The sequence below is a fragment of the Sphingomonas sp. genome (assembly GCF_032114135.1).
Lineage (GTDB): Bacteria > Pseudomonadota > Alphaproteobacteria > Sphingomonadales > Sphingomonadaceae > Sphingomonas.
Genome location: NZ_DAMCTA010000002.1, coordinates 111,575 through 136,585, shown reverse-complemented (window position 1 = coordinate 136,585; position 25,011 = coordinate 111,575). Strand labels below are relative to the sequence as shown.

The window sequence follows — 25,011 nt, the reverse complement described above, 5'->3', positions numbered from 1 at the left end:
CGCATCGATCTTGAACGCCCTCCCTACGGCATGTTCGCGCGGCCGCACACTGGCAAATGCGCGTCGGCGCCAGCCGCTTGCCGCTTATCCGCGCGCCGTCAGGATCGATGCGCCCGGCAGAAGTGGCGAGCCGAGCGTCGCGTCCGCCACGCGCAGGAAAAGCCATCCGATGCCGGCGGTGCCGAGCATCAACCCGCTGATTTCCTCGCGCGTGGCCAGACCCGATGGCCAGGGCTGCTCGCCATCGTGATAGGTGCGCTTCACGCTGTCGAGCAGCGATATCAGGGTGATGGCGGCATCCTCGCGGCCCGCGCGCGCCGCATCCAGCAGCGTATCGGCAAGGCCGAGCACGCCGTGGCAAAGCGTATGATCGATTCCCGGCGTGCCCCGCAACCGCGCTGCCTCCACGACCGTCGCGGTGACCGCCGCATCGAGCGCCGCGCCGTCGCCGACGTCGCCGCGGCGCGCAGCCAGCCGCATCAGCGCGATCCCGGCAGCGCCATGGCACCAGGCGACCGGATAGAAGATCTGTTCGGGCGGATAGCCCGGCAGCACGCGGTAATCGGGCCAGCCGCGATGGTGGCCGTCATAGCACGCCTCTTCGTACCGCAGCGCATCGATCGCTGCGGTACGAAGAGGCTCGCTGGGGGCGAGTGCATCGACGACGAGCAATGCGTGCGCGATCCCGGCGGTGCCATGCGCGAAGCCGGTGAGGTTCGCGCGCGCGCCGGACATGGTTGGCCAGGACAGTCCACGCGCATCTCTGTGGGCCAGCCCGATCAGCGCCAGCGCAACGTCGCGGGCGCGTTCGGCGAGGTCACCGTCCGCGAGCGCGTCCGCACCGATCGCCAGGGCGAGTGCAGTGCCGGCAAGCCCGGAGATCAGATCCGTCGCATCCGGTGCGTCCGGCACGAGCGTTTGCGATGCGAGCAGGCGTCGCCCCGCCGCGATGCTTGCCGCGTCATCGAGGCGCATGCCGGCCGCGATCAGGGCCACCGCCGTGCCGGGACGGCCACCATAGAAGCCGTGCGGCGTCAGTCCGACATGCGCCTCTGCCCGCGCGGCAGCCTGGCGCAGTGCCGCGCGGGCGATACGCTCAAACAGCGGATCGGGAGCGCGGACCGCCAGCTCGGCGAGATACCAGCCGATCCCGGCCGTTCCGCCATAGATATCCGGACCGCAGGTGCGGCTGGCTGCCGGATTCTGGCCGGGCATGGTCGGAATTGCCTCCAGCCACGTCGCCCGATCGGCATGGTGCAGCGCGCGCCTGGCGATGCGATAGCCGATCCGAACCGCGACCTCGGTCGCCGTCGCGGGATCGAGATAGGGAGCGCTCATCGGTCGGCGGCCGCAATGGGTGGAGGATAGGGATAGGCGGTACCGGCATTGCGTTCGAGCGCATCGAACCTCAGCCCATAGCCGGCGAGCCGCGCGCGCATCGCTTCGATGGCATCCGTGCCTTGGCGCGCCTGGAGCAGTCCTTCGGCCAGCAGGCGCGAACGCGCCATTCCGAAGCTCTCGCCGCCCTGCGGGCTTTCGGCGAAGCCGAGCCCGGGGGCCAGTGCCCGTGTGAACAAGGGCAGGTCCGGCCGGAGCCATGTCGCGAGCGCCGCCTGCGTTTCGAGCACGATGTCGATCACGCAAGCGACATCCTCCGCCGCGCAATACAGCACGCCCGCATCCGCACGATCATAGCCGGCCACGGTGCTCGGCACCTTGGCCTGAAAGGGCAAGCGGCGACGGTCGAGACGCGCCGCAAGCATCGCGAGCAAGCCGGCCGCGCCGTCGGGCAGCAGGTTCCAGTAGAACCGTACCTGTCGCCCGGTATTTGCGGCGACGACGGGGCGGCCCAGCAAAAAATAATGGCCGGACGTGATCCCGTCGCGGATGGTTGTACCCTGCCCGGACGACGCGCACACGGCCCTGAGCGTCTCCAGAAAGGCCGCATCGCTGGGTCGCGCTTGGGGCATTTCCTGCCCGGGCCGGCAATAGTGCCGCGCATAGATGCACTCCGTCAGCCCAGATGTCGGCGACTCCGCCGAGCCAAAGGCATGGACTTCGCCCGAAGACAGGCGAAGCTGCCGCGGCCCGGCGCCCGGATCCGCTACCGTGATGTCGGCGGCGATCGCGGCCAGCGCAGTGTCAAGCGCGGCAGTGTCGATCGCGGTCACGCCCACCCCCATTGCCGCCGCACCACGTCCGGCCGCGTCATCAGGCGGATCGCCGCATCGAGCATCGTAGGGATGCCCGGCGCGAGCGTGCCGTGGTGCGTGCTCTCCAGGCAGGTCTGCACGATCCGTGCGCCGCACATCGCCAGCATGCGGGCCGCCGCATCCCGCCTCCCGGCCACGAGCGTTGCCGCATAGCTTCGCCATAGCGCCTCGGCCAGCGGCTGCACCCGGCGCAGCGCCTGGTCGAGCGGTTCGGGCGGCCCGGCGGGATTGGGGATCAGCATGGAATGCAGCAGCCCGGCGACATCCCACAGCCCGTCCCCGAAGGTCGCCAGCTCCCAATCGATGATTCGGAAGGTTCCATCGGCGACAATCAGGATGTTGGGCGCCTTGATGTCGCCATGGATGATCTGGTCGCCCGTCCAGCCGGCCCGGATCCGCCAAAGCGCGGCAGCCGCCTCCGGCTGTCCCAGAAACCGACGCAGTACGTCGAGCGACGCGGCGGTGGCGGGTGCGTACCGCACATCCGGCGCCCCTAGCGTCAACACCCAGGGAAGCAGCGGCGGAAAGAGCCGGCGGCTCGGCCCCGCGATCGCCGCTTGGGAAACCGGCCCGTGCAGGGTCGCCAAGGCGATGCCCACCTCGCCGATAAGGTCGGGCGAGACCCCCATCCCCCACAAATGCTCGGTCAGCGGCGGCGCGCCGACCAGATACTCGATGGTGAGAATGCGCTGCGGTTCGTCATAGTGCAGAAAGCGCGGCATCCAGCGTGTGAGCGCCGAGAAGCCGGCGTCGTTCCTCGTCAGCCAGAACATCGATGCTTCGGTCCACAGCGTTGCCGCGTCCATGGCCGCAGCGTCCTTCGGTTGTTTGACGACGACGCCGCGACCGCAATACTCGATAAGGACGAGGGTATTGCGTGATTCCACCGCAACTACCGAAATATCTGCGCAAACCATGTCACTGGATGAAAGAATACCGATCCGCAGCAAATGTTGGATGGTTTCCCAACGATCTAACGCCATTCCGATGTGCCCCCGCCATGCCAGCATATGTACTTCGCCATCAAAGCTCAAGCCATGCGCGACGAGTCCCGACAAATATGACTCCGCAAAACGGGTAACCCGAACTATTGTTACCGGAAGTAACGCGAGTCCCTACAATTGTCATAGGAGATGGGAAATGGCGGAACCGGCCAAAGCAAACGTGCGCCTGGATGACTTTGTTGCTGCAGTTCATGCAGATCCTGCCAACGCGACGCCGAGTCAGCTTGTCAGCGGCTTCGTTGGTCGCGGTGACGGCGAGGACAAGATCCGAATCTATTCCGATCCCAGCCTGCGGCATTGGATCGAAGCGTCGTCCGAGGACGTAATCCACAGCCAGCCGATCGCCGATTCCCCGCTCGGGGGCTCGCATATCTGGCTCAAGGACGGCGCCGCGTTGAAACCGGGGACCGCGGGCGGCAGCGCGGCAGCCGGCGGCCTCGGCGGCGACAATGGAGCCTTCAGCCCCTACAATACCGTGCATCCCACGGTGTGGACGCAGATCGGGTGCGCGCCGACCCATGGTCTGGGCTGCCCCTCGACGATCAGCTGCCCGCCGCACAATACGGCTGCAACCGTCTGCACGCAGATCGGGTGCGTCCCGACCCACGGCGTCGGCTGCCCGCAAACGATCAGCTGCCCGCCGCACGCCACACTGGCGACGGTCTGCACGCAGATCGGCTGTGCGCCGACGCACGGCCTGGGTTGCCCGCAGACCGTCAGTTGCCCGCCGATAACCCAAGCAAATACCTGCGCGCACACCATCGCGCACTGCCCGGTGCCGCAGGCGACGGCAGCCACCCTATGCACGCAGGTTGGTTGTGCACCGACGCAGCATGGCCTGTGCCATCCTACCCTGATCGGATGCCCGATCCAGACCGGCTTCGTATGCCCGCCGGTCACCCTGGGCTGCCCGATCGACACCGTCGCTGGCCCGCCGCAGCAGGTGTTCGCAGCCGCGGCACCGACGCGCAATCCGGGCTGCCCCAACACATCGACCTGCACCCCCACGCACGGGGTGGGATGCCCGCAGACGATCACGTGCACGCCGACGCACGGATACGGATGCCCCGCGACGGTAAGCTGCCCGCCGGCCAACGCTGCCACCCTTCCAACCCTGCCGCCCTATTGTCTGCCGCTTACCATTCCGACGATCCACTGCTGATCCAGACAGCCCCCGGCGACCAGCGCCGGGGGCTGTTGTTTTTCACCAGCTCAAGCCAGTCGCTAGGCCACGAAAGGCTGCTGCACGCGAAGCCGCAGACAGCCGCGGCCAAGGCGTCCTAGGCAAGCGCCGCGCAGAGGCGCGGCGACTATCTGCGCTGCGAGGTACATCCCTCTGGCGGCATTGCTGGAATGGACCCATCTTGTTGTCGAATTCCGCTCCGCACGTCCCTAGTCCGACGAGCCTATCGGCGCGACGCGTCGGGGACGTCCCGACCAACAGCGTTCGCCTGATGCCCCAGCATGGGTAGCGGAGCTCGCCAGAAACGGCGCCCAGTTGAACGCCCAGACAGCGCCCATCCAAGTCGGGGACTTGGAACGGCCGGGCAGCCGCCCGCAACGTTCGAATCGGGCCCAACGTACACCGGATCCCACGGCGCCTGACGCGTTCGTGGCCCCTTCGCGCGGGTGACAGCGGCACGACATGCGAACATATCGGACCGCGCCAGCCCCGCCATCTTTCGCGGCTTTCTAGCGATGTAGTCTAGTTGTACTGGTGCCGCTTACAGGACTCGAACCTGTGACCCCCGCATTACGAATGCGATGCTCTACCAGCTGAGCTAAAGCGGCGCCCGGTGCCGGGCGCTGGCTTGCCCGGAGGAGGGCGCGCTTACCAGCCGTTCCCCGCCTATGCAAGCGCCTCCTTGCGGCTCCGCCAACTTTCTTCAGCCCGCGGCTTTTCCTGATCCGCCTTTTACGCAGCATTTACCATGGGTCCTGCACAAGGTGCCGGATCAGCGTTTTCGGGCCCTTGCCCGCAGTGGAGCATCCGCATGAACATGGCTCGCGGCATCAATCGTCCGACGGAACCCGAGCACGTAACCGTGGCGGACGAAGCGATTGAAGAACGCCCCGTGGCGATCGGTGGCGACGAGCGGCGGATGCACGTGCGCGCCTACAATCACTGGGTCTCGCTGCTGCGCGGCCGGCCCTACCCCGCGATCCACGATCTCGATCCCGAAAACATTGCCGATTTCGGCCCGAACAGTGTGCTTCTCGATTTCACCGCCGGCATCGACAATCCCGCCATCCGCTATCTCGGCACCGCGCTGCGCGAGGAGTGCGGGATCGAGGGGCCGATCGCGCAGGTCGGCGAAGTGCCCAGCCGCTCGCTGCTCTCGCGCCTCACCGATCATTATCTCCAGATCATCGCCAACCGTGCGCCGATCGGCTTCGAAGCCGAGTTCGTCGGCCAGCGCGGCCACCAGATGTTCTATCGCGGCATCCTGATGCCGTTCGCCTCGAACCCCGAGGCGATCGACTTCATCTACGGCGTGATCAACTGGAAGGAAGTGGTCGACGCCGAGATGCAGGCACGACTCGATGCCGAGATCGAGGCGTCGCGCCGTGCGGTGCCCCACCAGGCACCAACCCAGTCGGTCTGGGCGGACGGCCCGAGTGCCGGCCTCGATTCACCCGCCACCGCCGAACTGCCGCGCACCGAGCTCGCCTCGCCCCTCGCCGACCAGCTGATGCTCGCCCGCGAGTCGGCCACCGCCGCCCGCGCCTCGGAACTGCGCGGCCGCGTCGCGCTCTATCGCGCGCTCGATCGTGCCTATGGCTTTGCACTCGCCGCCGAGCAGGATCCGGCGGGCTATGCCGCGCTGCTCGCCGAGGCGGGGATCGCCGCCCAGGCGCGCTCGCCGATGACGCCGGTGGCCAAACTCGTCTTCGGCGCCGACTATGACAAGACCCGGCTCGCCGAGTTCGCCGCGGTTCTTACCCATGCCCGACGGCTGGCGGTGCCGGCGGACGGGCTGGACGCGTTCCTGGAAATCACCCCTGGCGGGATCAAGAGCGTCGTCGCTGCCGAGCGCGAGCTGCGCGCCTCGGTGGCCGGCGAGCGTCGCCCGGCCGCCTTTGCCCGCGCCGTCGAGGCGCTGCGACACCGGCCGCCGCTCGCGCGCGTGGCGATGGCGCCGGGCGAAGCAGAATTCGTGCTGCTGCTGGCGCGTGCGGGCGGACAAGGCCTCGATATCGTCGCCAAGCTGGACGACGATGCCCAGCTGACCGACCGCGCCGTACGCCGCGCGGCTGCCTGAGTCTTACCACGGCGGAGGGCGCTTCTGCGCCATTCTTCCCGGTTTTTCCAGACTTGAGGTGGCCTTCGCCCGGGAGCATAGCCGCATCCATGAAGAACCTAGAAAAAAAGATCATGCAGGCGTTTGAGGATCGCATCTTCGAAGGCGCCCTGCCCGGAGAGCTGGAAGGACTGGACGAGTCGGAGCGCACGGAAGTGGCGCGGTTCGTCGCGGAGACGGCGGCCGAACGCCCGCCGCAGACCGTGCGGCTCAATCTAGAAACCTATCAGGACGATGCCAGCCGCAAGATGCGGCTCGCCGTGATCAACGACGACATGCCGTTCCTGGTCGATTCGATCGCCGCGGCAATCGCGGCGTTCGATCTTGGCATCTTCCGCATCATCCATCCGATCCTGCCGGTGGAACGCGACGCCAAGGGCGTGGTGACCGACATCGGCGAGAAGGCGAAGGATTCGCAGCCCGAATCGATGATCTACATCGAGATGGAGCGCGCCGACGCCCGCACGCGGCGTGCGCTGACCAGCGAGATCGAGCGCGTGCTGGAGCATGTCCGCGACGTTGTCTCGGATTGGCGGCCGCTCCAGCAGGCGCTCTCGATCGACGGTGCGCGCGTCCCCTCGCGCGAAGGCGAGGCCTTGCTCCGCTGGTTCGCCGACGATGCGATGACGCTGCTCGGCCATGAGAAATGGTCGGTCAGCGGCGAGAGCAGCGATCAAATCGGCCTCGCCCGCTACACCCATGAAGTGCCGCTGCTCGCCGATACCTCGCGCAAGCTTGCGGTCGATTATTTTGAAATGGGCGGCGAGATCCCGCTGCTGCTCAAGTCGAACGCCACGTCCTCGGTACATCGCCGCGTGCCGCTCGACATCGTCGTGACGCCGTTGACCACCGGGCAGGACGTCACCGGCCTGTCGATCCACTACGGCCTGTGGACCAGCCAAGCGCTGAATACGCCTCCGGCGATGGTGCCGATGCTGCGCGGCCGCCTGGAGATGCTCGAATCGAAGTTTGGCTTTGATCCCTCGGGTCATACCGGCAAGGCGATGACGCATGCGCTTACCGGCCTGCCGCACGACCTGACCACGGCCTTCGATCTCGAAGCGCTGGAGAGCCTGGTGCTTACCGCCATGTCGGTCGCGGATCGCCCGCGCTCGAAGCTGGTGCTGGTGCGCAGCACGCTGGGCCGGCATCTGTTCGCCTTCGTCTGGCTGCCGCGCGAGCAGGTCGCCGCCGGCCACCGCGAGACGATCGGCAACATGCTGACCGAGGCTGCACACGCGAAGATGATCAACTGGTCGATCGCGCTGGAAGACGGGGTGCTGGCGCAGCTGCGCTACACGCTCGACTTGCGTGGCGATACGACCATGCCCGACGAAGACGAGCTCGATGCGCGCATCGCCCGCATGGTGCGCGGCTGGGCGCCGGCGGTGGAAGCTTGCCTCGGCGAGATCGCCGGCAGCGGCGCGGCGCGTCTGTCGCTGCGCCTCGCCAACGCCTTCCCCGACGTCTACCGCCTCACCCACACCCCCGAGGAAGCCGCGCAGGACATGGTGCGGATCGGCGGGCTCGAGGACGAGCATGCCCGCTCGGTGCGGATCGTACCGCTGCAGGGTGAGCCGGGCACATACCGGATCAAGCTCTACCGCCTGGGCGGCGCGCTGGCGCTCTCCGATGCGGTGCCCGCGTTCGAGAATTTCGGCTTCCGCGTGCTGGAAGAAGTGCCGACCGAGCTGACCAACGGCGCCTTCATTCACGACTTCAAGGTCGAACCGGCGACGCCCAGCACGATGCTGGACCGCAATCCCGCGATCGTCGAGGCCGCGGTGGCGGCGGTGCTGGAGGGCCGCGCCGAGAACGACCTGTTCAATCGACTGATCGTCGAAGCGGGCCTCAGCCCGTCCGCCGTGGTGCTGCTGCGCGCCTGGTTCCGCTATCTGCGCCAGACCGGCATGCTCTACGGCCTGGGCACCGTGGTCGACGCGCTGCGCCGTGCCCCGCTCGTCGCGCTTGCGCTCGTCGATCGCTTCGAGGCGGCACACAGCCCTGCGCGCAGCGGCGAGGCGGATGCGGTCGCGCTCGCGGAAAAGGCGATCGATGCCGGCTTGGCTCAGGTGAACGCGATCGACGACGATCGCATCCTGCGCCTGTTCAAGGGCGTGGTGCTGGCGACGCTGCGCACCAATGCGTTCGCGCCCGCCGGTGCCGAGGCGCTGGCGTTCAAGCTCGATTCGGCCAAGGTGCCGGGCCTCCCCGCCCCGCTTCCCTGGCGCGAGATCTGGGTGTACAGCCCGCGCGTCGAGGGCATCCATCTGCGCGCCGGCCCGGTCGCGCGTGGCGGCCTGCGCTGGTCCGATCGCCGCGACGATTTTCGTACCGAGATCCTGGGCCTGATGAAGGCGCAACGCGTGAAGAACGCGGTGATCGTGCCGACCGGCGCCAAGGGCGGCTTCTATCCGAAGCACCTCCCCTTGCCCGCCGTCGATCGCGACGCCTGGCTGGCCGAGGGTACCGAGAGCTACCGCATCTTCATCCGCGCGCTGCTGTCGATCACCGACAACATCGTCGCCGGCGAGGTGGTGCATCCGGAAGGGGTGACGATCCTGGACGGCAACGATCCTTATTTCGTGGTCGCCGCGGATAAGGGCACGGCGAGCTTCTCGGACGTCGCCAACGCGCTGGCGATCGAGCGAAATTTCTGGCTGGGCGATGCGTTCGCCTCGGGCGGCAGCGTCGGCTACGACCACAAGGCGATGGGCATCACCGCCAAGGGCGCCTGGGTCTCGGTCCGCCGCCACTTCCTGGAAATGGGCACCGACATCCAGTCCGAGCCGGTGACCGTGGCGGGCGTGGGCGACATGTCGGGCGACGTGTTCGGCAACGGCATGCTCTTGTCCAAGACGATCAAGCTGGTTGCCGCCTTCGACCATCGCCACATCTTCCTCGATCCCAATCCGGACGCGTCGAAGAGCTGGGACGAGCGTGCGCGCATGTTCGCACTGCCGCGCTCGAGCTGGGCGGACTATAATCCCGACCTCATCTCCGATGGCGGCGGCGTGTTCGCGCGCACCGAAAAGTCGATTCCGCTCAGCCCGCAGGTCAAGGCCCTGCTCGACCTCGACGTCGACAGCATCGATCCCAACGGCCTGATGATCGCAATCCTCAAGGCACGCGTCGGGCTGCTGTGGTTCGGCGGCATCGGCACCTATCTGAAGGCGGCGAGCGAGAGCAACGGCGAGGTGGGCGATCCCGCCAACGACCGCATCCGCATCAATGCCGAGCAGGTCCGGGCCCAAGTGGTCGGCGAAGGCGCCAATCTCGGCGTCACCCAGGCGGCACGCATCGCGTTCGCCCGCAATGGCGGCCGCCTCAACACCGATTTTATCGACAATTCGGCCGGCGTCGACTGCTCCGACAACGAGGTCAACATCAAGATCGCGCTCAACCGTGAGATGATCGAGGGCCGGCTCGGCTTCGAGGACCGCAACGCGCTGCTCGTGTCGATGACCGACGACGTGTCGCACCTCGTGCTGGAGGACAACCGCCTCCAGACGCTGGCGCTGTCCTTCATGGAGAATGACGGCGCGCTCGACCTGCCCAGCTATGTGCGGGTGATCGAGATCCTCGAAGCCAGCGGCCGGCTCGACCGTGGTGTCGAAGGCCTCGGCTCCAACGAGGACCTGCTGCGCCGCGCGCAGGACGGCCGCGGGCTGACACGGCCCGAGCTGGCGGTGCTGCTCGCCTCGGCCAAGCTGGCGCTGCAGGACGCAATCGAGAAGGGCGATCTTGGCCACGATGCCGCGCTGGTCGGCGATCTCCACGCCGCCTTCCCCAAGGCGATGCAGGAGCGCTTCGGCAAGGCGATCGACGAGCATCGGCTGCGCAACGAAATCGTCGCGACCAAGCTCGCCAACCGCGTGGTGAACCGCCTCGGCGTGCTCCACCCGTTCGAGCTGGCCGAGGAAGAAGGCGCGTCGATGCGCGACATCGCCGCGATGTTCGTCGTCGCCGAACGGCTGCTCGGCCTGCCGGCGCTGTGGGAAGCGGTGGAAACCGCCGAGATCAGCGAAGGCGCCCGCATTGCGCTGCTCGACGAGCTGGCAGTAGCGGTGCGTGGCCAGATCGCCGATCTGCTGCGCATCACCCGCCCGGGCGCAAGCCCCGCCGAGGTGATCGCGCGTCTGCAGCCGGGGATCGAGGCGCTGGGTCGCGAGACCAAGAGCCTCATGCTCAGCGAGGTCCGCGCCCAGGCCGATCGGATCTGCGACAAGCTGACCGCGGCGGGCGCGCCGCACGAGCTGGTCGATCGCGTGGTCCATGTTTTCGAACTGGACGGCTGCATCGGTCTCGCCGATCTCGGTCAGCGCAGCGGTGTCGACGAGGTGGTACTGACCCGCGCCTTCACTTCGCTTGGGCAGGCACTGGGTCTCGACTGGGCCCAGTCGACCGCGGCGCGGATCACCACCGGGGACGTGTGGGAACGCCTGCTGATCGCCGGCCTCGCTCGCGATTTCCAGCAGCTCCGCCTGGACTTCCTCGGCCGTGTCGACGGGCAGGACCCGCAGGCAGCCGTGGACGCTTGGCTCGCCGAGCATCGCGCCCGAGTCGAGCAGTTCAGCGCGCTGGTGCGGCGCGCGCGGCAATCGGCAGTGCCGAATGCGGCGATGCTCGCCCAGATCGCCGGCCAGGCCCGCGTGCTGCTCGGTCGGGAGTAAGGTCAGGACCCGCCGCGCTGTTCCGGCGCGGCGGGTACCGCCTAGACGTTCAGCGCCGTCAGCATCTCCAGCAGATCTTCCGGGAAGATCGGCTCGTCATGCGCGGCTATTTGATCCCGCGTGAACCAGCGCCAGCCGCGCATCACCCGCTGCTCAAGCGCCGTATGGCCGGCGGTATCGATCGCCTCGACGTCGGTGCGGACGAGGAAATAGCGCTCGTCGGCCCAGACCGGCACGCCCTCGATCGTCACGAACTCGACGGCGCGCTGCGCCACTTCAGGCCCGGGATCGGCCCGGATACCGGTCTCCTCCCACAGCTCGCGCCGTGCGGCGGCCTCGTAGCTCTCGCCCGGGTCCACCGCGCCGCCCGGCGTGCACCAGAAGGGCGGCCGGTCGCTGGGATCGAAGCGGAACAGCAGCACGCGCCCCGCGCCGTCGAGCAGCAGGATCCGCGCCGCCGGGCGCGCGACACGATCCGTGCTCATTCGCCCGGTACGGTCGCCTTGATCGCCAGCGCGTGGATGCGCGTGGCGAGCAGGTCGGCGAGCGCATGGTTGACCTTGCGCTGGCGGGCGACGCGGTTGAGCCCGGCGAATTCGGGGCTCTCGATGGTAACAGTGAAGTGGCTTTCGCCGGTGCCGTCGTCGCCCAGATGCCCGCGATGCTGGGCGCTGTCGTTGCTGACATGGAGCTGCGACGGGGCGAGCGCGGTGCGCAGGCGATCGGCGATAAGATCGGCCAGGGGGCCGGTAGCGAGGTCGGTCATCGCGCCTATATAGGCGGTTTGTTCGAGGGAGTCGCGTGGCTAGCCGTCCGCCGAAAAAGGATCGTCCGAATGCCCGTTTCCACGGTCGCGTGGAAGCGGAAGGGAGACTGTGCGCAGAGCCGGGCTGCAATGCCGCCGGCGAATTCCGCGCGCCGCCGCTGGAAGGCGCGCGCAGCGGCTTCGACGGGCCGCCGCAATTCCGCTGGCTGTGCCTGGATCATGTCCGCGCGTTCAATTCAGGCTACAACTTCTTCTCGGGGATGAGCCCCGACGAGATCCACGAGGCGCAGCGCCCGATCGCCGGCTGGGAGCGCGAGACGCGCGCGTTCAGCGCCAATCCCGACGTGCCGCCGCGCTGGGCCGATTTCGCCGACCCGCTCGACGCGATCGGCGCGCGGTTCCGGGACCGGATGAAGGATCGCGGCGAGCGCAAGGACGGGCGGCCGCTGTCCGGCGCGGATCGCGATGCGCTGAAGGTGCTCGACCTGGAGATCGACTGCGACCGCACGGCGTTGCGCAAACGCTATTCGGAACTGGTGCGCAAGTTCCATCCGGACCGCAACGGCGGCGACCGCAGCCACGAGGCGCGGCTGCAGCGGGTGATCGCGGCGTATCAGCAGCTGAAGGGGTCGTCGGCGTTCGCGTGAACGCCGCCCCCGGTCAATTGCGGTCTGGTGCGCCCGGCGGAAAATAAGCACGGTAGGGACGCGCATCCTCAACGCACCGCGCGACCGACGGGCGCGCCAGCAGACGGGCACGATAAGCGGCGACCGTTGGATATGCGCCAGCAATGGGATGCACCCAATCGGCGTAGAAGAGCGCGGGCGCTGCCGCGCAATCCGCCAGCGTAAACGCGCCGGCTGCCGCCCAGTCGCGATCCTTTAGCCAAGTTTCCAGCCAGCCATAGGCGCGCTCCAATGCCGCCTTCGCCTGCTCTACCTCGACAGGATCACGGCGTTCGGGCGATCGCATGGCATCGACCACCACCCGCTGCATCGGCCCCATCACATGGTTGTCGAAGATGCGATCGAGCATCCGGACGTCGATGGCCGCATCGGCGCTCTGCGGCAGGAAGCGCGTGGCACCGGGATGATGCAGATCGAGATATTCGATGATGACGGTGGACTCCATCACCGGGCGTCCCGCATCGACGAGCAAAGGGAACTTGGCGAGCGGCCAGTGCCGTGCCAGTTCGGCGCCATTCTCCGGCTGATCAGGCCCGAGCGCCCGGAACCGAAAGTCGGTGCCGTTCTCGTAGAGCGGGATCAACGCCTTCCAAGTGTAGGACGAGAACGGGTGTCCGAACAGCTCAAGCATCTGCCGCCTTCCCGCTCACCAGCCCGAACATCGCGCCGTCCGGGTCGATCGCCTGGAGCACCCGCTCGCCGCCCGGCACGTCCATCGGCCCTTTGACGACGGTGCCGCCCGCCGCCTCCACCCGGCCCATCGCCGCGTCGACATCGTCGACCCGGAAGTAGAAGCTCCAGCCCGGCTTCGCGCCCGGCGGCGTGCGCATGATCGCGCCGATTGGCTCGCTGCCGTCATGCGCGATGAAGCTGTATTCGCCCATGTCGCCCATCGACATCCCACCCGTTCGCGTGAGCCCGAAATGACGATGGTAAAATCCGAGTGCCGCCTCGGCATTGGGTGTCAGCAGCTCGTTCCAGCCGACATGGCTCATCCCACGCCGCTGATAGACGGTGCTGGTGGCGCCCTCGGTCGCGCCGCGCATTACGTAGAAGGGAATGCCCTGCGGATCGGTGACCATCGCGATCCGGCCGACCCCGGCCGCGTCCCAGGCCGGCACCAGCACCTTGCCGCCCGCCGCGACGATCTCCGCCACGCTGGCATCGACATCGTCGACGCCGAAATAGGCGAGCCAAGTCGGGCTGGCCCCCGCCGCGAGCATCGCGGCGTCGAGCTGCAGCATGCCGCCTGCGTTGCCGTCCGGTGCCACGATCATGCGATAATCAGGCCCGCCCGGCGGCGGCGCGCCGACCTGCCAGCCGACCACCGCGCCGTAGAAGGCCGCGGCCTTGTTCGCATCGCGCGTCATCAGTTCGTACCAGATGATTTCGCCTTGCCGGTTTGTCATGTCTCGTTCTCCCCTGACTTCAGCTCTCGCCGCGATCGACGATCGGCTCAAATCCGCCCCAGAACATGCGCTTGCCGTCGAACGGCATCGTACGCCCCTGCATCTCGGGCGCTTCCATCAGCTCGCCCCAGCCGGCATCGCGCGTCGCCTTGTCGGGCCACAGCACCCAGGCGAAGACCACCGCCTCGCCCTTTTCAGCCAGCGTCGCGCGGTAAAAGTCGGTGGCGGTGCCGTGCGGCACGTCCTGGCTCCAGGTTTCCATCACCCGCGTCGCGCCGAATTTGAGGAACAGCTCGGCGGTCACCTCCGAAAGCGCACGATACTCCGCTTTCTTCGCCTCGGGCACCGGGATCACATATCCGTCAAGATAGGCCATGGTCGCGCTCCGTCAGGCGGGTTCGGGCATTTCGGTGCGCAATTCTGCCAGCTGCGCCTCAATCGCGGCAAGGAACGCTGGCCGGGCGAGGCAGCGCTGCTGATACGCGGCCAACATCGGGTGCGCAGCGAGCATGTCGGTATGGTCGAGCATCCGCAACGCCGACGCCATCAGCAGGTCCCCGGCGGTGAAACGCCCCTCCAGATAATCGCGCGTCCCCAGCGCGGCGGCGAGCTGGCCCAGCCGCGTGTCCACATCCGCAACCAGGCTGGGACGGCGAAGCCGCGCCCATTCCTCGCCCTGCGCGAACCGGTCGACCGTGGCCAGCTCCATCAGCATCGGCTCGACGCTGTTGAGCGCCGCGACCGCCCAGCTGAGCGCCCGCGCCCGGCCGACGGCATCGCGCGGCAGCAGCACCTCGGAGCGCTCGGCGATATGCAGCACGATCGCACCCGATTCGAACATCCGCACCGCACCTTCGCGATAGGCCGGAACCTGGCCGAAGGGCTGCTCGGCGAAATGGTCTGCGGGCCGATGCACCGTGCTGATCGGATCGGTGCGATAGCCGAACCCGGCTTCTTCCAGCGCCCAGCGGACACGGAAGTCGCGGACATAGCCGCGGGCAAAATCCGGCACCCAGTCCAGCGTGACGATCTCTATAGGACTTTCGGAAACGACAGGCATGGTACCCCTCTCCTCTGATTCAGGCGTCGCCTTCGCGCTTGGCGCCCTTGAGCAGCGCGACGATCGCCATCGCGTGGCCGTGCCCCAGCCCGAACTGCTCCTTGAGATCCGCGACGATCGCCCCCGCCTTCACGCCGGCGCGCAGGCCGGACGCATCGGTCCAGCCCCTCTCCGCGGCGTAGTTGCGAAAATCGTCGGGGCTGCGGGCGGTCTTGGCCTGGATGTTGTCGAGATAGGCCTGGAACGACATGGTCGGTCTCCCTTCCGGTTCAGGCCGGTTCCGCCTGGGCCATCGCCTCGGCGGCAGCGGCCATGTCCATGTGGAAAGGTTCGAAGATATGGCCGTCGGGATCGGTGAAGGTGCGCCCGTACATGAAGCCCATGTCCTGCAGCGGACGGATGTCGCCAATGCCGCCCGCCGCCGCGGCCTTCTCGACCAGCGCATCGACGGCCGCGCGATCGTCGAGCGGCAGCGCGATCAGCACCTCGGTCGTGGCGGTCGCATCGGCGACGGCGCGCGGGGTGAAGGTCTGGAAGAAGTCGCGGTCGAGCAGCATGAAGGTGAGCGTTTCGGACAACACCATCGCGCTTGCGGTCGGCCCGCTGAACTGATCGTTCTTCGTGCAGCCGATCGCTTCGTAGAAGGCGGTCGCGCGCGGCACATCCGCCACCGGCAGGTTCACGAACACGCTGTTCGGCATCGCTGTCTCTCCCCTTTGGGCAGCGCTTTCGAGTCGCGCCCTGCTTGATTCGTGCCGCGCCTGATCCTAAAAAACAACTGTGAAGTTAGAAAATATAACCACCACCAGACGCCGCTATGACGATGCCTGCGGCGCCGCCCTCGCGCTGGAGTTCGTCGGCGAGCGCTGGGCGCTGCTGATCATTCGCGAATTGCTGCTGGGCCCGCGCCGCTTCGGCGAGATCCGCGCCGGGCTGCCCGGGCTCAGCGCCAATGTGCTCACCCAGCGCCTGCAGGGGCTCGAGGCCGACGGGATCGTCGTGCGAAGGAAGCTGCCGCCGCCGGCCAGTGTGCAGGTCTATGCGCTCACCCCCTGGGGCTATGAGGCCGAGCCGGTGGTGATGGCGATGGGCCGCTGGGCGCTGCGCTCGCCGCGGCACGATCCATCGCTTCCCTTCTCGCGCGTTTCGCTGATGCTGGCGCTGCGCATGCTGCTGCTGCCGGACAAGGCCGCGGGCTGGGCGGGCCAGATCGGCTTCCGGCTGGGTGAGGAAACCTATCGCGTCACCGTGTGCGACGGCGCGCTGGCGATCGACCTGGGCACGCTCGCCGACACCGAGGCGGTGTTCGTCGGTGAACCCAACGACTTCCTGCCGGTGCTGTTCGGCACCATGCCGCTGCCCATGGCACTCGCCGAAGGCAGGTTCGTTGTCGAAGGCGACCTGGCACGCGCCGCCGCCTTCGCTACCCTGTTCCTGCTGCCGCCGAAGATCGGCGCCTGAACCCTCCCTTCGGACATGCGGTTGCAGTGCGGCAAACAAGCCACTAGGTCCGGTGCGACTGAAGGATTTGATATGGCCGACATCCCCAACACCCTGCCCGACAGCCGGGACTCCACGATCCTCGACGCGCCCGACAAGATGGTGAAGGTGCGCGACCTGTTCGGGATCGACATCGACATGGAAGTCCCCGCGTTCAGCGAGGCGGACGAGCGCGTGCCCGATCTGGACCCCGCCTATGTGTTCGATCCGGACACCACGCTCGCGGTGCTGGCGGGCTTCGCGCACAATCGCCGCGTGATGATCCAGGGCTATCACGGCACCGGCAAGTCGAGCCATATCGAGCAGGTGGCGGCTCGGCTCAACTGGCCGTGCATTCGCATCAACCTCGACGCGCATATCAGCCGCATCGACCTGATCGGCCGCGACGCGATCGTGCTCAAGGACGGCCAGCAGATCACCGAGTTCCGCGAAGGCCTGCTGCCCTGGGCGCTGCAGACCCCGACCGCGCTGGTGTTCGACGAATATGACGCGGGCCGGCCGGACGTGATGTTCGTGATCCAGCGCGTGCTGGAGACCGAGGGCAAGCTGACCCTGCTCGACCAGAACCGGGTGATCCGCCCGAGCCCCTGGTTCCGCCTGTTCGCCACCGCCAACACCGTGGGCCTGGGCGACACCAGCGGCCTGTATCACGGCACCCAGCAGATCAACCAGGGCCAGATGGACCGCTGGAACATCGTGGTGACGCTCAACTATCTGCCTGCGGCCACCGAGGCGCGGATCGTGCTCGCCAAGTCCGGCGAATATGACAAGCCGGGCGGCAAGGAGACGGTGGAGAACATGGTCCGCGTGGCCGAGCTGACCCGCCGCGGCTTCATCAACGGCGACATCTCGACGGTGATGAGCCCGCGCACCGTGATCACCTGGGCGCAGAACGCACTAATCTTCGGCGACATCGGCTTCGCCTTCCGCCTCTCGTTCCTCAACAAGTGCGACGAGGCAGAGCGGGCGCAGGTGGCGGAATATTACCAGCGCGTGTTCGGCAAGGATCTGCCGGAAAGCGTGGTCGGTCGCGTCTGATGCGGTCGCCCGCGCCTATGCCCGTCCGATGACGGCGTAGGCGCGGCCGGCACCGTCAAGGCGCGGGCTTGCGGGGAACGGCAGGCGCGTTCTCGGCTTGCACGCGGACGCCCTGCCCTGCCGGGTAGAGCCAGAGCGCGCCTTTCGCGGTGTCCAGGGTTGTGACTCCCGAGCCCAGAATGCCAAGCCCCAGCAGTCCCTCGTTCGAACTGCGAACGGACGGACTTCGCCGCAGCACCGGGACGTCGCCGATCCACACGTCGTCGCTGAGCTTCAGCTGCTTCGCCGTCCCCAGCTGCTGGCTCCCGGTCATGCTACCGTCGGCCCGCATCGACGTGGCGCTCTGGGCCGTCCGCGCCTCCGAGGGAATGACGCGATCCCAGGTATCGGCGCGGAGGGAAACGGCGCTCCGCACGCTGCCATAGTCGATCTTGAGGCTCACCGGATTGCCGTTGATCTGCGCAGAGATGCGGTAGCCGGGCGCGAAGGCGATCTTCGCAGGCGCCGCGTCGGGAGCGCCCTGTTGAGTCACGCGGAGATGGTCGTGCAGGCCGAACGCGATCCAGTTGGCGGCCGGGTTCACCACCACCACGAAGGCGGCGAGTGCGTCGCCGCCGAGCACGCCAGCGATCGGACGGTCGAGCCCGCGCGAGACGGCGCCAAGGTCGGCCGTGACGAACTGGCCCGTCGCCTTGAATGCGTCGCCGATCGTGATCGTGCCTTCGGTACTGCCTGTCGGCACGGTAGACAGCCCGGTGTTAAGCCCCTTCGCGCTCTTCGACACCGCCATGCCATGGCTGCGCGCGAAGCTTTCGTCGATCAGCGTGGCGTCGCTGCCATTGTCGGAGAGAAAGGCAGCCGGCTGGCCGTTGATCTGCCCTTCCAGGACGATCGCACCATGCGGCCGTTGGATCGGAACCTGCGCCACGGTTGCCGTCGACATTGCAATGTGCATTGTGCGGGTCGAACCGTCCGCGACCTGCGCGCCTGCGGCGGCGGGACAGAGGAACAGCGGCAAAGCAAACATCGCCCGGCAGAACATACGCCCGACTCCTCCGCAAAAGCGAAGACAAGGGCTTCCATAATAACGGTTAATCGTGAATCAAACATATGCTGCGCGGGGTGGGGGCCTCAATTCTGCAACCGGCCCGAGCTGTCCTGCAACAGCCAGAAGCGGGTGTAGCGCTGCAGCCGCGGCAGGATGATCCATTGCAGCGTCGCGGTCAGCAGCAGCGACGAGGGCAGCAGCTGCAGCGGCAGCGGCACGTCCTTCAACACCGTGCGCACGCCCAGGCTGACCAGCAGCAGCACCGGGAACACCGTCAGCCAGGTGGTTACGAAGCGCTTCCACTTGCTCGCGCTGGCGTCGCTGGGCAGGTCGAAGGCGATGCGGTCGCCCGACTGGATCTGGCGCAGCGCGGTGGACCAGCGATCGGCGATGGCAACATGCGCCCGCACAGCGCTGCTGTCATGCCAGGCCTCGGCGCTCGCGCGATCGGCAAACCGAAAGAGCAAATGCTGGAAGCCCGCGGTCTGGCCGAGCCGTATCGCCGCGCGATAGCCGGGCGCCTGCTCGGCGATCTCGTTGAGCGCCGCCGCCCAATGCTCGAACTCCTTCTCATGGCCGGCGCGGATGGCGCGGCTGGTCACGACGGTGGCGGTTTGCGGGGAATCGGCCGACATGACGGCAGAACGTGCCCGCCCCCAATCTCGTTGCCCGGCCGCAACGCGATCGCGCCGATCCACCGCACGGCGGATGCGGCGTCACCCGGCATTGTCGATTGCACGTATGTCGACCCTCGCGTCGTCATAGCCGTCCAGCAGCCGGGCATTGATCCCCATCTTGCCGAAATCTTCGCCGAGTGTCGCCCAATGCGTGCCACAGCCGCAGACGGGGCAATGGTGGATGCCGATCATCCGGTCGCCCCAGACATAAGCGATCGTTTCGCCCGTGACGCGCACCTGGTCGGGGGGATAATAGGCGGTGCGCCATGCCGTGCGCCGACATAGCGAGCAGTTGCAGTCCGCGACCCATTCGGGCGCGCTCGGCACCTCGAGGCGGACTCGGCCGCAATGGCAGCTTCCCTGCACGGGCATGGCCTACCCTACCCGCCCGCGCCGGTCAGGCACAACCCGGCTTCAGGCGTCGGCCCAGCGCCGCAGCAGATTGTGATACACGCCGGTCAGCGCCACCACCTCGCCATGGCCCTGCCCCACATCCCCCGCCAGGGCCTGGATCGAGCGGTCCAGATCGAACAGGATCCGGCGCGCACCATCGTCGCGCACCATCGACTGGAGCCAGAAGAAGCTGGAGGTGCGCGCGCCAAGCGTTACCGGCTCCACCCGGTGGAGGCTGGACGAGGGGTAGAGGATCGCGTGGCCGGCGGGGAGCTTGACGCTCTGCTCGCCGAACAGCCCCTCGATCCGCAGTTCGCCGCCGTCATAGGCCTCGGGGGCCTCGAGGAAGACGGTCATCGACAAGTCGGAACGGATGCGGAAGTCGCTGCCGCGCTGGATGCGGATCGCATTGTCGACATGGCGGCCGAACGCCTGCCCGCCAGCATAGCGATTGAACAGCGGCGGGAATACCTTGAGCGGCAGGGCGGCGGCAACGAACAGCGGCGAACGGGCCAGCGCGTCGAGGATGATCGCGCCCGCCCTGCGATGTGCCTCGCCGCCCTCGGGCAACTGCGCATTGCGCTTGGCGAGCGCGGATTGCGCGCCCGAGGTGACGTTGCCGTCGACCCATTCGGCCGCATCGATAATGCCGCGGATCTGCGCAACCTCGTCGGCGGCCAGCAGGTCGGGGATCGGAATCAGCACAGATGGGTCTCCAGTTCCGGCCAGGGCGAGCGGAGCAGCCAGTCCCGAGCCTTTTGCACGAAGGCCGGGGTCGCGGTCTCGCGGCAGCGAGTCAGCCAGTGCGCCGCCGTCTCCAGCAGCCCCTCGCCCGCGAGCATGCGGGCATGGTTGAAGGCACCGCGGAAATCGCCGCCCTCCGCCGCGCGCGCGTAGCAGTCTGCGGCCTTGGCGAGGTCCTGCGGTACCACCCATCCATCCTCGTGAAAGCTGCCGACATGGTTGATCGCCTTGGCATTGCCCGTCGCCGCGGCCCTTTCGAACCAGCCGAGTGCCGCGGCCTTGTCCTCGGTCAGGCCTTCGCCGAGCGCGAGCGCGGTCGCGTAATTGTACATGCCCCAGTCGAGCCCGCGTTCGGCGGCGACGCGGAAGCATTCGGCGGCGCGGACCTTGTCGATGGCCGTGCCCCAGCCGAGGTCATAGCAGCGCCCGAGCATGTTGAGCGCCATCAGATGCCCGGCGCGCGCGGCGCGGGCGAACCAGTCGAACGCTTCGGTCGCGCGCCCTTGGTCGAGCAGCATCTGCGCCCACACTGCCTGGGCTTCGGCCACGCCCGCTTCGGCACCCTCGCGAATGAGCGACGCCCGCGCCTCCGGCGAACCGGAGAGGCGGGCGGCGATATCGTCGACGCTGAGATCGTCGAGCGCGACGCGCATCAGAACTTCACGTTGAGCGTCGCGAAGGCCGAGCGGCCCGGCGCGATCGTCGCATAATGCGAGGTATAGGCCTGGCTGAAATAGGTCTTGTCGGTGAGGTTCTGGATGTTGGCGCTGATCCCGATCTTCGGGGTGAACTGATAGGCGAACCGCGCGTCGAACCGCCAATAGGACGGCACCGAGCGCACGAGCACCTTGGTCGCCGGGATCACCGTCACCACGCCGGACGCGTTCTGGATGGCGCTGCGGTTGTCCTGATACCCGCCGATCATGGTGCTGGCATAGAAGGCGCCGCCGCCGAGGCTGAACTTGCTGGTCGGCTTGACGTCCGCCCAGAGCGTGAAGCTGTCCTTCACCGTCTGCTGCGCCTGGCGCCCGGTGTTGACCGAAGGCACCTGGACGGTCTTGGCATCGCGCAGGGTAATCGTGGTGCCGTTGGTCACCTGCAGCACCGCCGGCGCGGTGAGCACCGTGAAGCCACCGTCCACGATCTTGGGATCGAGATGGGTATAACCGCCGAATATGCTGAGCCACGCGGTGACGTTGCCGTTGAAGTTGAACTCGAACCCGCGAATGCGCCGTTTCCCGATATATTCGATCGTGTTGTTCGGGCCGGTGACGCGGGCATTATCCGTGTCGGTCTGGAAGGCAGCCGCGGTCAGCGATAGCTGCTCGTCGAACAGGTTGGCCTTGGCGCCTACCTCGTAGGACTTGGTCTTCTCGACCTTCAGGCTGTCCAGCACGGCAGCCGCGCTGACGGCGGTGCCCAGACCGTTGCCTTCCTGCCCCTCGCCCACCAGGCTGTTCGGCGGCGTCGCGGCGGTGGCGTAGCTGGCATAAAGGCTGGTGTTGTGCGTCGGCTTGAACACCAGGCCCGCCTGCCAATTGAACAGGTTGCTGGTCTTGCCGAGCCGGAAGGTGCTGGTCGCGGTCGCCGCCTGGCCCGGCGTGACCGTCGACTTGAAGCGATCATAGCGCGCGCCGAGGTTGAGGATCAGCTGCGGGAGCAGCGTGATCGAGTCGAAGGCGTAGGCTGCGACGGTGCTCGCATCGGTCTGCGTCTCGGTGATCGGCGCGCCCTTCACGATCGGCGTCTGCACCGTCGAGGTGTCGCTGGCATAGTTCACCCAGGGCTGCTGCACCGGATTGAACAGGCTGGTGCAATAGAAGCGCGCGATCGTCGCGGCGTTGCAGCGCGGGCTCGCGCCGAAACCGCTGGACACGACGAAGGTACCGCGCCGCGCCTTTTCCCAGTTCACTTCCACCCCGGTGGCGAAGCTGTGCTTGATCGTGCCGGTCTCGACCGTGCCGTACAGGTCTGTCTGGTTGCTCAGCGTCTCGGTATAGCCATAGCGGGTGTTGGCGCGCTGCCAGACGAGACCGCCGGTCAGCACGTCGCCGCGCGGAGCCGCCGCGCCGGTCGCCGGCGTGGCCGAGGTGCCGTAGACATTCCCCTGGCTGTCGTCGGGCAGGGTGAAGATATAGGCCTGGTCAGTGTGGCTGTAGCGCGCGGTGTTGCGCAGCGTGATGCCGCCGAAATCATGCTCGGCACGCAGCGTCGCCTGATGGGTGGTCGCATCGCGGAAGTCCCGCGCGGCGATGCCGTAGAAGTTGTTGCGATCGACATGTCCCCTCACCCCCGCAATGGTGGTGAAGTCCCCCACCACCGGCTGGCTGGTGATCGTGCCCGTGCCGGGCGCATTGGACAGCGCATAGGCATAGGGAATGCCGCTGTCCGGCAGCTCATGGCTTTCAAGATAATAGTAGCTCGCGGTCAGCCGGGTATCAGTGCCCATGCCGATCGTCACCGAGGGCGCGACGCCCCAGCGGCGCTGCCAGATTGCGTCGCGGCCGGCGACGTCCTGGTCGTGCCACAGGGCGGCGATGCGCACACCGACCTTGTCGGTGATGTTCTGGTTCACGTCGAGCGTGAAGCGCTTGAAATCGGCGGTACCGACGCTTGCCGCGCCGGCCACGAAATTGCCGGCGACGGGCAGCTTCGAAATGATGTTGATCGAACCGCCGGCGCTGCCGCGCCCGCCCAGCGTAGAGTCCGAGCCGCGGACGATCTGCACCTGTTCGGTGGCGAACACCTCGCGGGTCTGCGCACCGATGTCGCGCACGCCGTCGAGGAAGGTGGAGCCCTGGCTGTCGAATCCCCGGATGAACGGACGGTCGCCGATGGGATTGCCGCCCTCGGCCGCGCCGAAGGTGATGCCGGGCACGGTGCGCAGCGCATCGGCCAGGCTGGTCGAGCCAGTCTGCTCGATCACTTCGCGCGAAAGTACCACCACCGATCGCGGCGTGTTGATCACCGGCGCGACTGTTTTCGGCCCCACCTGCTCGCCCCCACGGTGGCCATTGACGATGATGCGGTCCTGGTCGTCGGGATCGGGATCATTGTCGGCGGCATGCACGGGTGCCGAGGCGACGAAGCCGACACAGGCGAGCGCAAGGAACGCCGGAACGCGATGGGATGCTGGTGCAGAGGAAGGACGCAACGTGAAAACCCCCGATGAATCGTTACGCGCCTGCTATTGCGAGCGCCTCGCAGAGTCAACGCTAATGCGAGCGGTTTGCAAAAAACCTTCCAATGCTGCCTGCGGGGCCGATCGGCAGCAATGATCTGGTGAAAGCAGGCGCAGCGGCCAGTTGATCTGATGACGATGACTGCTCCGGCCTTGGCAAGCCGACAGGGGCGGATGCAAAAGGCGGCGCCATCGGCGAGACGCCGCCGCAGTGCAGCACCTAATTCGATGGACAATGATACCGGTACCATCAATATTGGGCTGCAGAACAACAGGGGAGGATCGGAATGACCTGGTGGAATTTCAGGCTGCCATCGCCGCGGGGACGCGCGCGAACGCTGCGCGGTCCTACTGTGGCGATGGCACTTGCGCTCGCCAGCATGTCGGGCACGCACGCGCTCGCGCAGAATGACAAGATGGCCGTGATCGCCGCGCCCGCGCAGCCCGGCGCGATCGAACTTGGCACCGGCCCGCTGGCCGGCGCCACGGCGACCGAGAGCTGGCATAGCCAATATGGCAGCGTGTTCGCGCGTAACGTGACCGTAGCGACGCTCACCCCCTTCCTGCCCGATCCCGCCAAGGCGAACGGCACCGCGGTGATCGTCGCGCCGGGCGGCGGCTTCACTTCGCTGTCGATGCAGAACGAAGGCTGGGACGTGGCTAAGGCGCTCGCCGCGCACGGTGTTGCCGCCTTTGTGCTGAAGTACCGCCTCAACCAGACGCCGCAGGATCTCGCCGCCTATGAGGCTGCGATGAAGGCGCGCTTTGCCGGAGGCGGCGGCGGCCCGCCGCGCGGGGCCGATCCCAAGACGATGATGGCGGGAATCGCGACCCAGGTGACCGATGCGCGCGCCGCCTTCGCGCTGGTGCGCAAGCGCGCCGGCGAATGGCATGTCCAGCCGGACAGGATCGGCATGGTCGGCTTCTCGGCAGGCGCGATGCTCACCCTTGCGACCGCGCTCGACGGGCAGGATGCCAAGCCCGCCTTTATCGGCACGATCTATGGACCGCTGACCAGCTTCCAGGTCCCCGCCGACGCGCCGCCGCTGTTCGTGGCGCTCGCCGCCGACGATCCGCTGTTCGGCAATAGCGGGTTCGGGTTGATCGATAGCTGGCGCGGCGCCAAGCGGCCGGTGGAGTTTCACTTGTTCGAGCGAGGCGGCCACGGCTTCGGCATGTATCCGAAGAAGACGACCAGCACCGGCTGGTTCGACGAGTTCGTCCGCTGGATGACGATGCACGACTGGATCAAGGTGGGGGCATAAGGGCGCTTGCTCCGACCCGCTGGCGCGGGGCCACCTCACCCTGTCGGGGGAG

24 protein-coding genes and 1 tRNA gene are annotated in these 25,011 nt (G+C 67.4%); 7 read left to right on the top strand and 18 right to left on the bottom strand.

From position 1 onward, the window contains the following. Positions 1-84 precede the first annotated feature (84 nt). Genes RT655_RS12680 through RT655_RS12670 form a run of 3 tightly spaced genes read right to left on the bottom strand, consistent with a single transcriptional unit; the run spans position 85 to position 3,271 of the window. Positions 85-1,338, bottom strand: coding sequence for a lanthionine synthetase LanC family protein (locus RT655_RS12680; RefSeq protein WP_313537278.1), 1,254 nt, complete (start codon positions 1,336-1,338; stop codon positions 85-87). Beyond that, complete coding sequence (locus tag RT655_RS12675; protein ID WP_313537275.1) at positions 1,335-2,171, bottom strand: T3SS effector HopA1 family protein; 837 nt, start codon at positions 2,169-2,171, stop codon at positions 1,335-1,337. The genes RT655_RS12680 and RT655_RS12675 overlap by 4 nt, the downstream gene beginning before the upstream one ends. Further along, positions 2,168-3,271 carry an aminoglycoside phosphotransferase family protein gene (locus RT655_RS12670; protein ID WP_313537272.1) on the bottom strand — a complete coding sequence of 368 codons (1,104 nt, stop codon included), beginning with the start codon at positions 3,269-3,271 and terminating at the stop codon, positions 2,168-2,170. The genes RT655_RS12675 and RT655_RS12670 overlap by 4 nt, the downstream gene beginning before the upstream one ends. 82 nt (positions 3,272-3,353) lie before the next feature. On the opposite strand from RT655_RS12670, the gene RT655_RS12665 reads away from it, so the two are divergent. Further along, positions 3,354-4,379 (top strand): hypothetical protein, encoded by a 1,026-nt coding sequence (locus RT655_RS12665; RefSeq protein ID WP_313537260.1) that lies wholly within the window; start codon positions 3,354-3,356, stop codon positions 4,377-4,379. 553 nt (positions 4,380-4,932) lie between these two features. Here the strand turns inward: RT655_RS12665 and RT655_RS12660 are convergent. After that, positions 4,933-5,008, bottom strand: a tRNA-Thr gene (locus RT655_RS12660). A 209-nt stretch (positions 5,009-5,217) separates the two neighbouring features. Here RT655_RS12660 and RT655_RS12655 point away from each other — a divergent pair. Together RT655_RS12655 and RT655_RS12650 are read left to right on the top strand one after the other, a co-directional pair. Next, positions 5,218-6,480, top strand: a complete 1,263-nt coding sequence (locus RT655_RS12655; protein WP_409530276.1) for a hypothetical protein — start codon at positions 5,218-5,220, stop codon at positions 6,478-6,480. 89 nt (positions 6,481-6,569) lie between these two features. Next, positions 6,570-11,192, top strand: a complete 4,623-nt coding sequence (locus RT655_RS12650) for an NAD-glutamate dehydrogenase domain-containing protein (protein WP_313537254.1) — start codon at positions 6,570-6,572, stop codon at positions 11,190-11,192. A gap of 41 nt (positions 11,193-11,233) precedes the next feature. Here the strand turns inward: RT655_RS12650 and RT655_RS12645 are convergent, their stop codons facing one another. Continuing rightward, positions 11,234-11,677 (bottom strand): NUDIX domain-containing protein, encoded by a 444-nt coding sequence (locus RT655_RS12645; RefSeq protein WP_313537251.1) that lies wholly within the window; start codon positions 11,675-11,677, stop codon positions 11,234-11,236. After that, positions 11,674-11,958 carry a BolA family protein gene (locus RT655_RS12640; protein ID WP_313537249.1) on the bottom strand — a complete coding sequence of 95 codons (285 nt, stop codon included), beginning with the start codon at positions 11,956-11,958 and terminating at the stop codon, positions 11,674-11,676. Before RT655_RS12640 ends, RT655_RS12645 begins: the two co-directional genes overlap by 4 nt. Before the next feature lie 35 nt (positions 11,959-11,993). Between RT655_RS12640 and RT655_RS12635 the strand changes: the two genes are divergently transcribed. Then, positions 11,994-12,605, top strand: coding sequence for a J domain-containing protein (locus RT655_RS12635; protein ID WP_409530271.1), 612 nt, complete (start codon positions 11,994-11,996; stop codon positions 12,603-12,605). Positions 12,606-12,618: 13 nt separating this feature from the next. Here RT655_RS12635 and RT655_RS12630 read toward each other — a convergent pair whose 3' ends face one another. Genes RT655_RS12630 through RT655_RS12605 form a run of 6 tightly spaced genes read right to left on the bottom strand, consistent with a single transcriptional unit; the run spans position 12,619 to position 15,814 of the window. Beyond that, positions 12,619-13,275 carry a glutathione S-transferase family protein gene (locus RT655_RS12630; RefSeq protein ID WP_313537246.1) on the bottom strand — a complete coding sequence of 219 codons (657 nt, stop codon included), beginning with the start codon at positions 13,273-13,275 and terminating at the stop codon, positions 12,619-12,621. After that, positions 13,268-14,053: a VOC family protein gene (locus RT655_RS12625; protein WP_313537243.1), complete on the bottom strand. Its 786-nt coding sequence runs from the start codon at positions 14,051-14,053 to the stop codon at positions 13,268-13,270. Before RT655_RS12625 ends, RT655_RS12630 begins: the two co-directional genes overlap by 8 nt. A 19-nt stretch (positions 14,054-14,072) precedes the next feature. Further along, complete coding sequence (locus RT655_RS12620; RefSeq protein ID WP_313537240.1) at positions 14,073-14,429, bottom strand: DUF1428 domain-containing protein; 357 nt, start codon at positions 14,427-14,429, stop codon at positions 14,073-14,075. A gap of 12 nt (positions 14,430-14,441) precedes the next feature. Continuing rightward, a complete protein-coding gene (locus RT655_RS12615; protein WP_313537237.1) occupies positions 14,442-15,113 on the bottom strand; it encodes a glutathione S-transferase family protein in 672 nt (223 codons plus the stop codon). 19 nt (positions 15,114-15,132) lie between these two features. After that, the gene (locus RT655_RS12610; RefSeq protein ID WP_313537225.1) at positions 15,133-15,363 is read right to left on the bottom strand and encodes a DUF4287 domain-containing protein; all 231 of its coding nucleotides are present in this window, start codon (positions 15,361-15,363) and stop codon (positions 15,133-15,135) included. A gap of 19 nt (positions 15,364-15,382) precedes the next feature. Beyond that, positions 15,383-15,814 (bottom strand): VOC family protein, encoded by a 432-nt coding sequence (locus tag RT655_RS12605; protein WP_313537223.1) that lies wholly within the window; start codon positions 15,812-15,814, stop codon positions 15,383-15,385. A 79-nt stretch (positions 15,815-15,893) separates the two neighbouring features. Here RT655_RS12605 and RT655_RS12600 point away from each other — a divergent pair, with 79 nt between their 5' ends. Together RT655_RS12600 and cobS are read left to right on the top strand one after the other, a co-directional pair. Next, complete coding sequence (locus RT655_RS12600) at positions 15,894-16,574, top strand: winged helix-turn-helix transcriptional regulator (protein ID WP_313537221.1); 681 nt, start codon at positions 15,894-15,896, stop codon at positions 16,572-16,574. A gap of 72 nt (positions 16,575-16,646) precedes the next feature. Beyond that, entirely contained in the window at positions 16,647-17,651 is a 1,005-nt protein-coding gene (gene cobS, locus RT655_RS12595) for a cobaltochelatase subunit CobS (protein WP_313537220.1), read from the top strand. 55 nt (positions 17,652-17,706) lie between these two features. Here cobS and RT655_RS12590 read toward each other — a convergent pair whose 3' ends face one another. From RT655_RS12590 to RT655_RS12565, 6 genes are all read right to left on the bottom strand, one after another. Then, the gene (locus RT655_RS12590) at positions 17,707-18,594 is read right to left on the bottom strand and encodes a retropepsin-like aspartic protease (protein WP_313537217.1); all 888 of its coding nucleotides are present in this window, start codon (positions 18,592-18,594) and stop codon (positions 17,707-17,709) included. Positions 18,595-18,782: 188 nt separating this feature from the next. Then, complete coding sequence (locus tag RT655_RS12585; RefSeq protein WP_313537215.1) at positions 18,783-19,334, bottom strand: hypothetical protein; 552 nt, start codon at positions 19,332-19,334, stop codon at positions 18,783-18,785. 81 nt (positions 19,335-19,415) lie between these two features. After that, on the bottom strand, positions 19,416-19,748 hold the full coding sequence (locus RT655_RS12580; RefSeq protein ID WP_313537213.1) for a GFA family protein: 333 nt from the start codon (positions 19,746-19,748) through the stop codon (positions 19,416-19,418). Between the two features lie 42 nt (positions 19,749-19,790). Then, positions 19,791-20,474 (bottom strand): Fe2+-dependent dioxygenase, encoded by a 684-nt coding sequence (locus tag RT655_RS12575; protein WP_313537199.1) that lies wholly within the window; start codon positions 20,472-20,474, stop codon positions 19,791-19,793. After that, positions 20,468-21,166, bottom strand: coding sequence for a tetratricopeptide repeat protein (locus RT655_RS12570; RefSeq protein WP_313537197.1), 699 nt, complete (start codon positions 21,164-21,166; stop codon positions 20,468-20,470). The genes RT655_RS12575 and RT655_RS12570 overlap by 7 nt, the downstream gene beginning before the upstream one ends. Next, positions 21,166-23,667 carry a TonB-dependent receptor gene (locus RT655_RS12565; RefSeq protein ID WP_313537194.1) on the bottom strand — a complete coding sequence of 834 codons (2,502 nt, stop codon included), beginning with the start codon at positions 23,665-23,667 and terminating at the stop codon, positions 21,166-21,168. The genes RT655_RS12570 and RT655_RS12565 overlap by 1 nt, the downstream gene beginning before the upstream one ends. Before the next feature lie 386 nt (positions 23,668-24,053). On the opposite strand from RT655_RS12565, the gene RT655_RS12560 reads away from it, so the two are divergent. Then, on the top strand, positions 24,054-24,959 hold the full coding sequence (locus tag RT655_RS12560) for an alpha/beta hydrolase (protein ID WP_313537191.1): 906 nt from the start codon (positions 24,054-24,056) through the stop codon (positions 24,957-24,959). Positions 24,960-25,011 lie beyond the last annotated feature (52 nt).

Coding starts and splice junctions, on each gene's coding strand:
- RT655_RS12560 (WP_313537191.1), top strand. CDS start 24,054: ATGGCACTTGCGCTCGCCAGCATGTCGGGCACGCACGCGCTCGCGCAG.
- RT655_RS12625 (WP_313537243.1), bottom strand. CDS start 14,053: ATGACAAACCGGCAAGGCGAAATCATCTGGTACGAACTGATGACGCGC.
- RT655_RS12645 (WP_313537251.1), bottom strand. CDS start 11,677: ATGAGCACGGATCGTGTCGCGCGCCCGGCGGCGCGGATCCTGCTGCTC.
- RT655_RS12570 (WP_313537197.1), bottom strand. CDS start 21,166: ATGCGCGTCGCGCTCGACGATCTCAGCGTCGACGATATCGCCGCCCGC.
- RT655_RS12615 (WP_313537237.1), bottom strand. CDS start 15,113: ATGCCTGTCGTTTCCGAAAGTCCTATAGAGATCGTCACGCTGGACTGG.
- cobS (WP_313537220.1), top strand. CDS start 16,647: ATGGCCGACATCCCCAACACCCTGCCCGACAGCCGGGACTCCACGATC.
- RT655_RS12605 (WP_313537223.1), bottom strand. CDS start 15,814: ATGCCGAACAGCGTGTTCGTGAACCTGCCGGTGGCGGATGTGCCGCGC.
- RT655_RS12650 (WP_313537254.1), top strand. CDS start 6,570: ATGAAGAACCTAGAAAAAAAGATCATGCAGGCGTTTGAGGATCGCATC.
- RT655_RS12585 (WP_313537215.1), bottom strand. CDS start 19,334: ATGTCGGCCGATTCCCCGCAAACCGCCACCGTCGTGACCAGCCGCGCC.
- RT655_RS12630 (WP_313537246.1), bottom strand. CDS start 13,275: ATGCTTGAGCTGTTCGGACACCCGTTCTCGTCCTACACTTGGAAGGCG.
- RT655_RS12590 (WP_313537217.1), bottom strand. CDS start 18,594: ATGTCGACGGCAACCGTGGCGCAGGTTCCGATCCAACGGCCGCATGGT.
- RT655_RS12640 (WP_313537249.1), bottom strand. CDS start 11,958: ATGACCGACCTCGCTACCGGCCCCCTGGCCGATCTTATCGCCGATCGC.
- RT655_RS12580 (WP_313537213.1), bottom strand. CDS start 19,748: ATGCCCGTGCAGGGAAGCTGCCATTGCGGCCGAGTCCGCCTCGAGGTG.
- RT655_RS12610 (WP_313537225.1), bottom strand. CDS start 15,363: ATGTCGTTCCAGGCCTATCTCGACAACATCCAGGCCAAGACCGCCCGC.
- RT655_RS12665 (WP_313537260.1), top strand. CDS start 3,354: ATGGCGGAACCGGCCAAAGCAAACGTGCGCCTGGATGACTTTGTTGCT.
- RT655_RS12680 (WP_313537278.1), bottom strand. CDS start 1,338: ATGAGCGCTCCCTATCTCGATCCCGCGACGGCGACCGAGGTCGCGGTT.
- RT655_RS12655 (WP_409530276.1), top strand. CDS start 5,218: ATGGCTCGCGGCATCAATCGTCCGACGGAACCCGAGCACGTAACCGTG.
- RT655_RS12620 (WP_313537240.1), bottom strand. CDS start 14,429: ATGGCCTATCTTGACGGATATGTGATCCCGGTGCCCGAGGCGAAGAAA.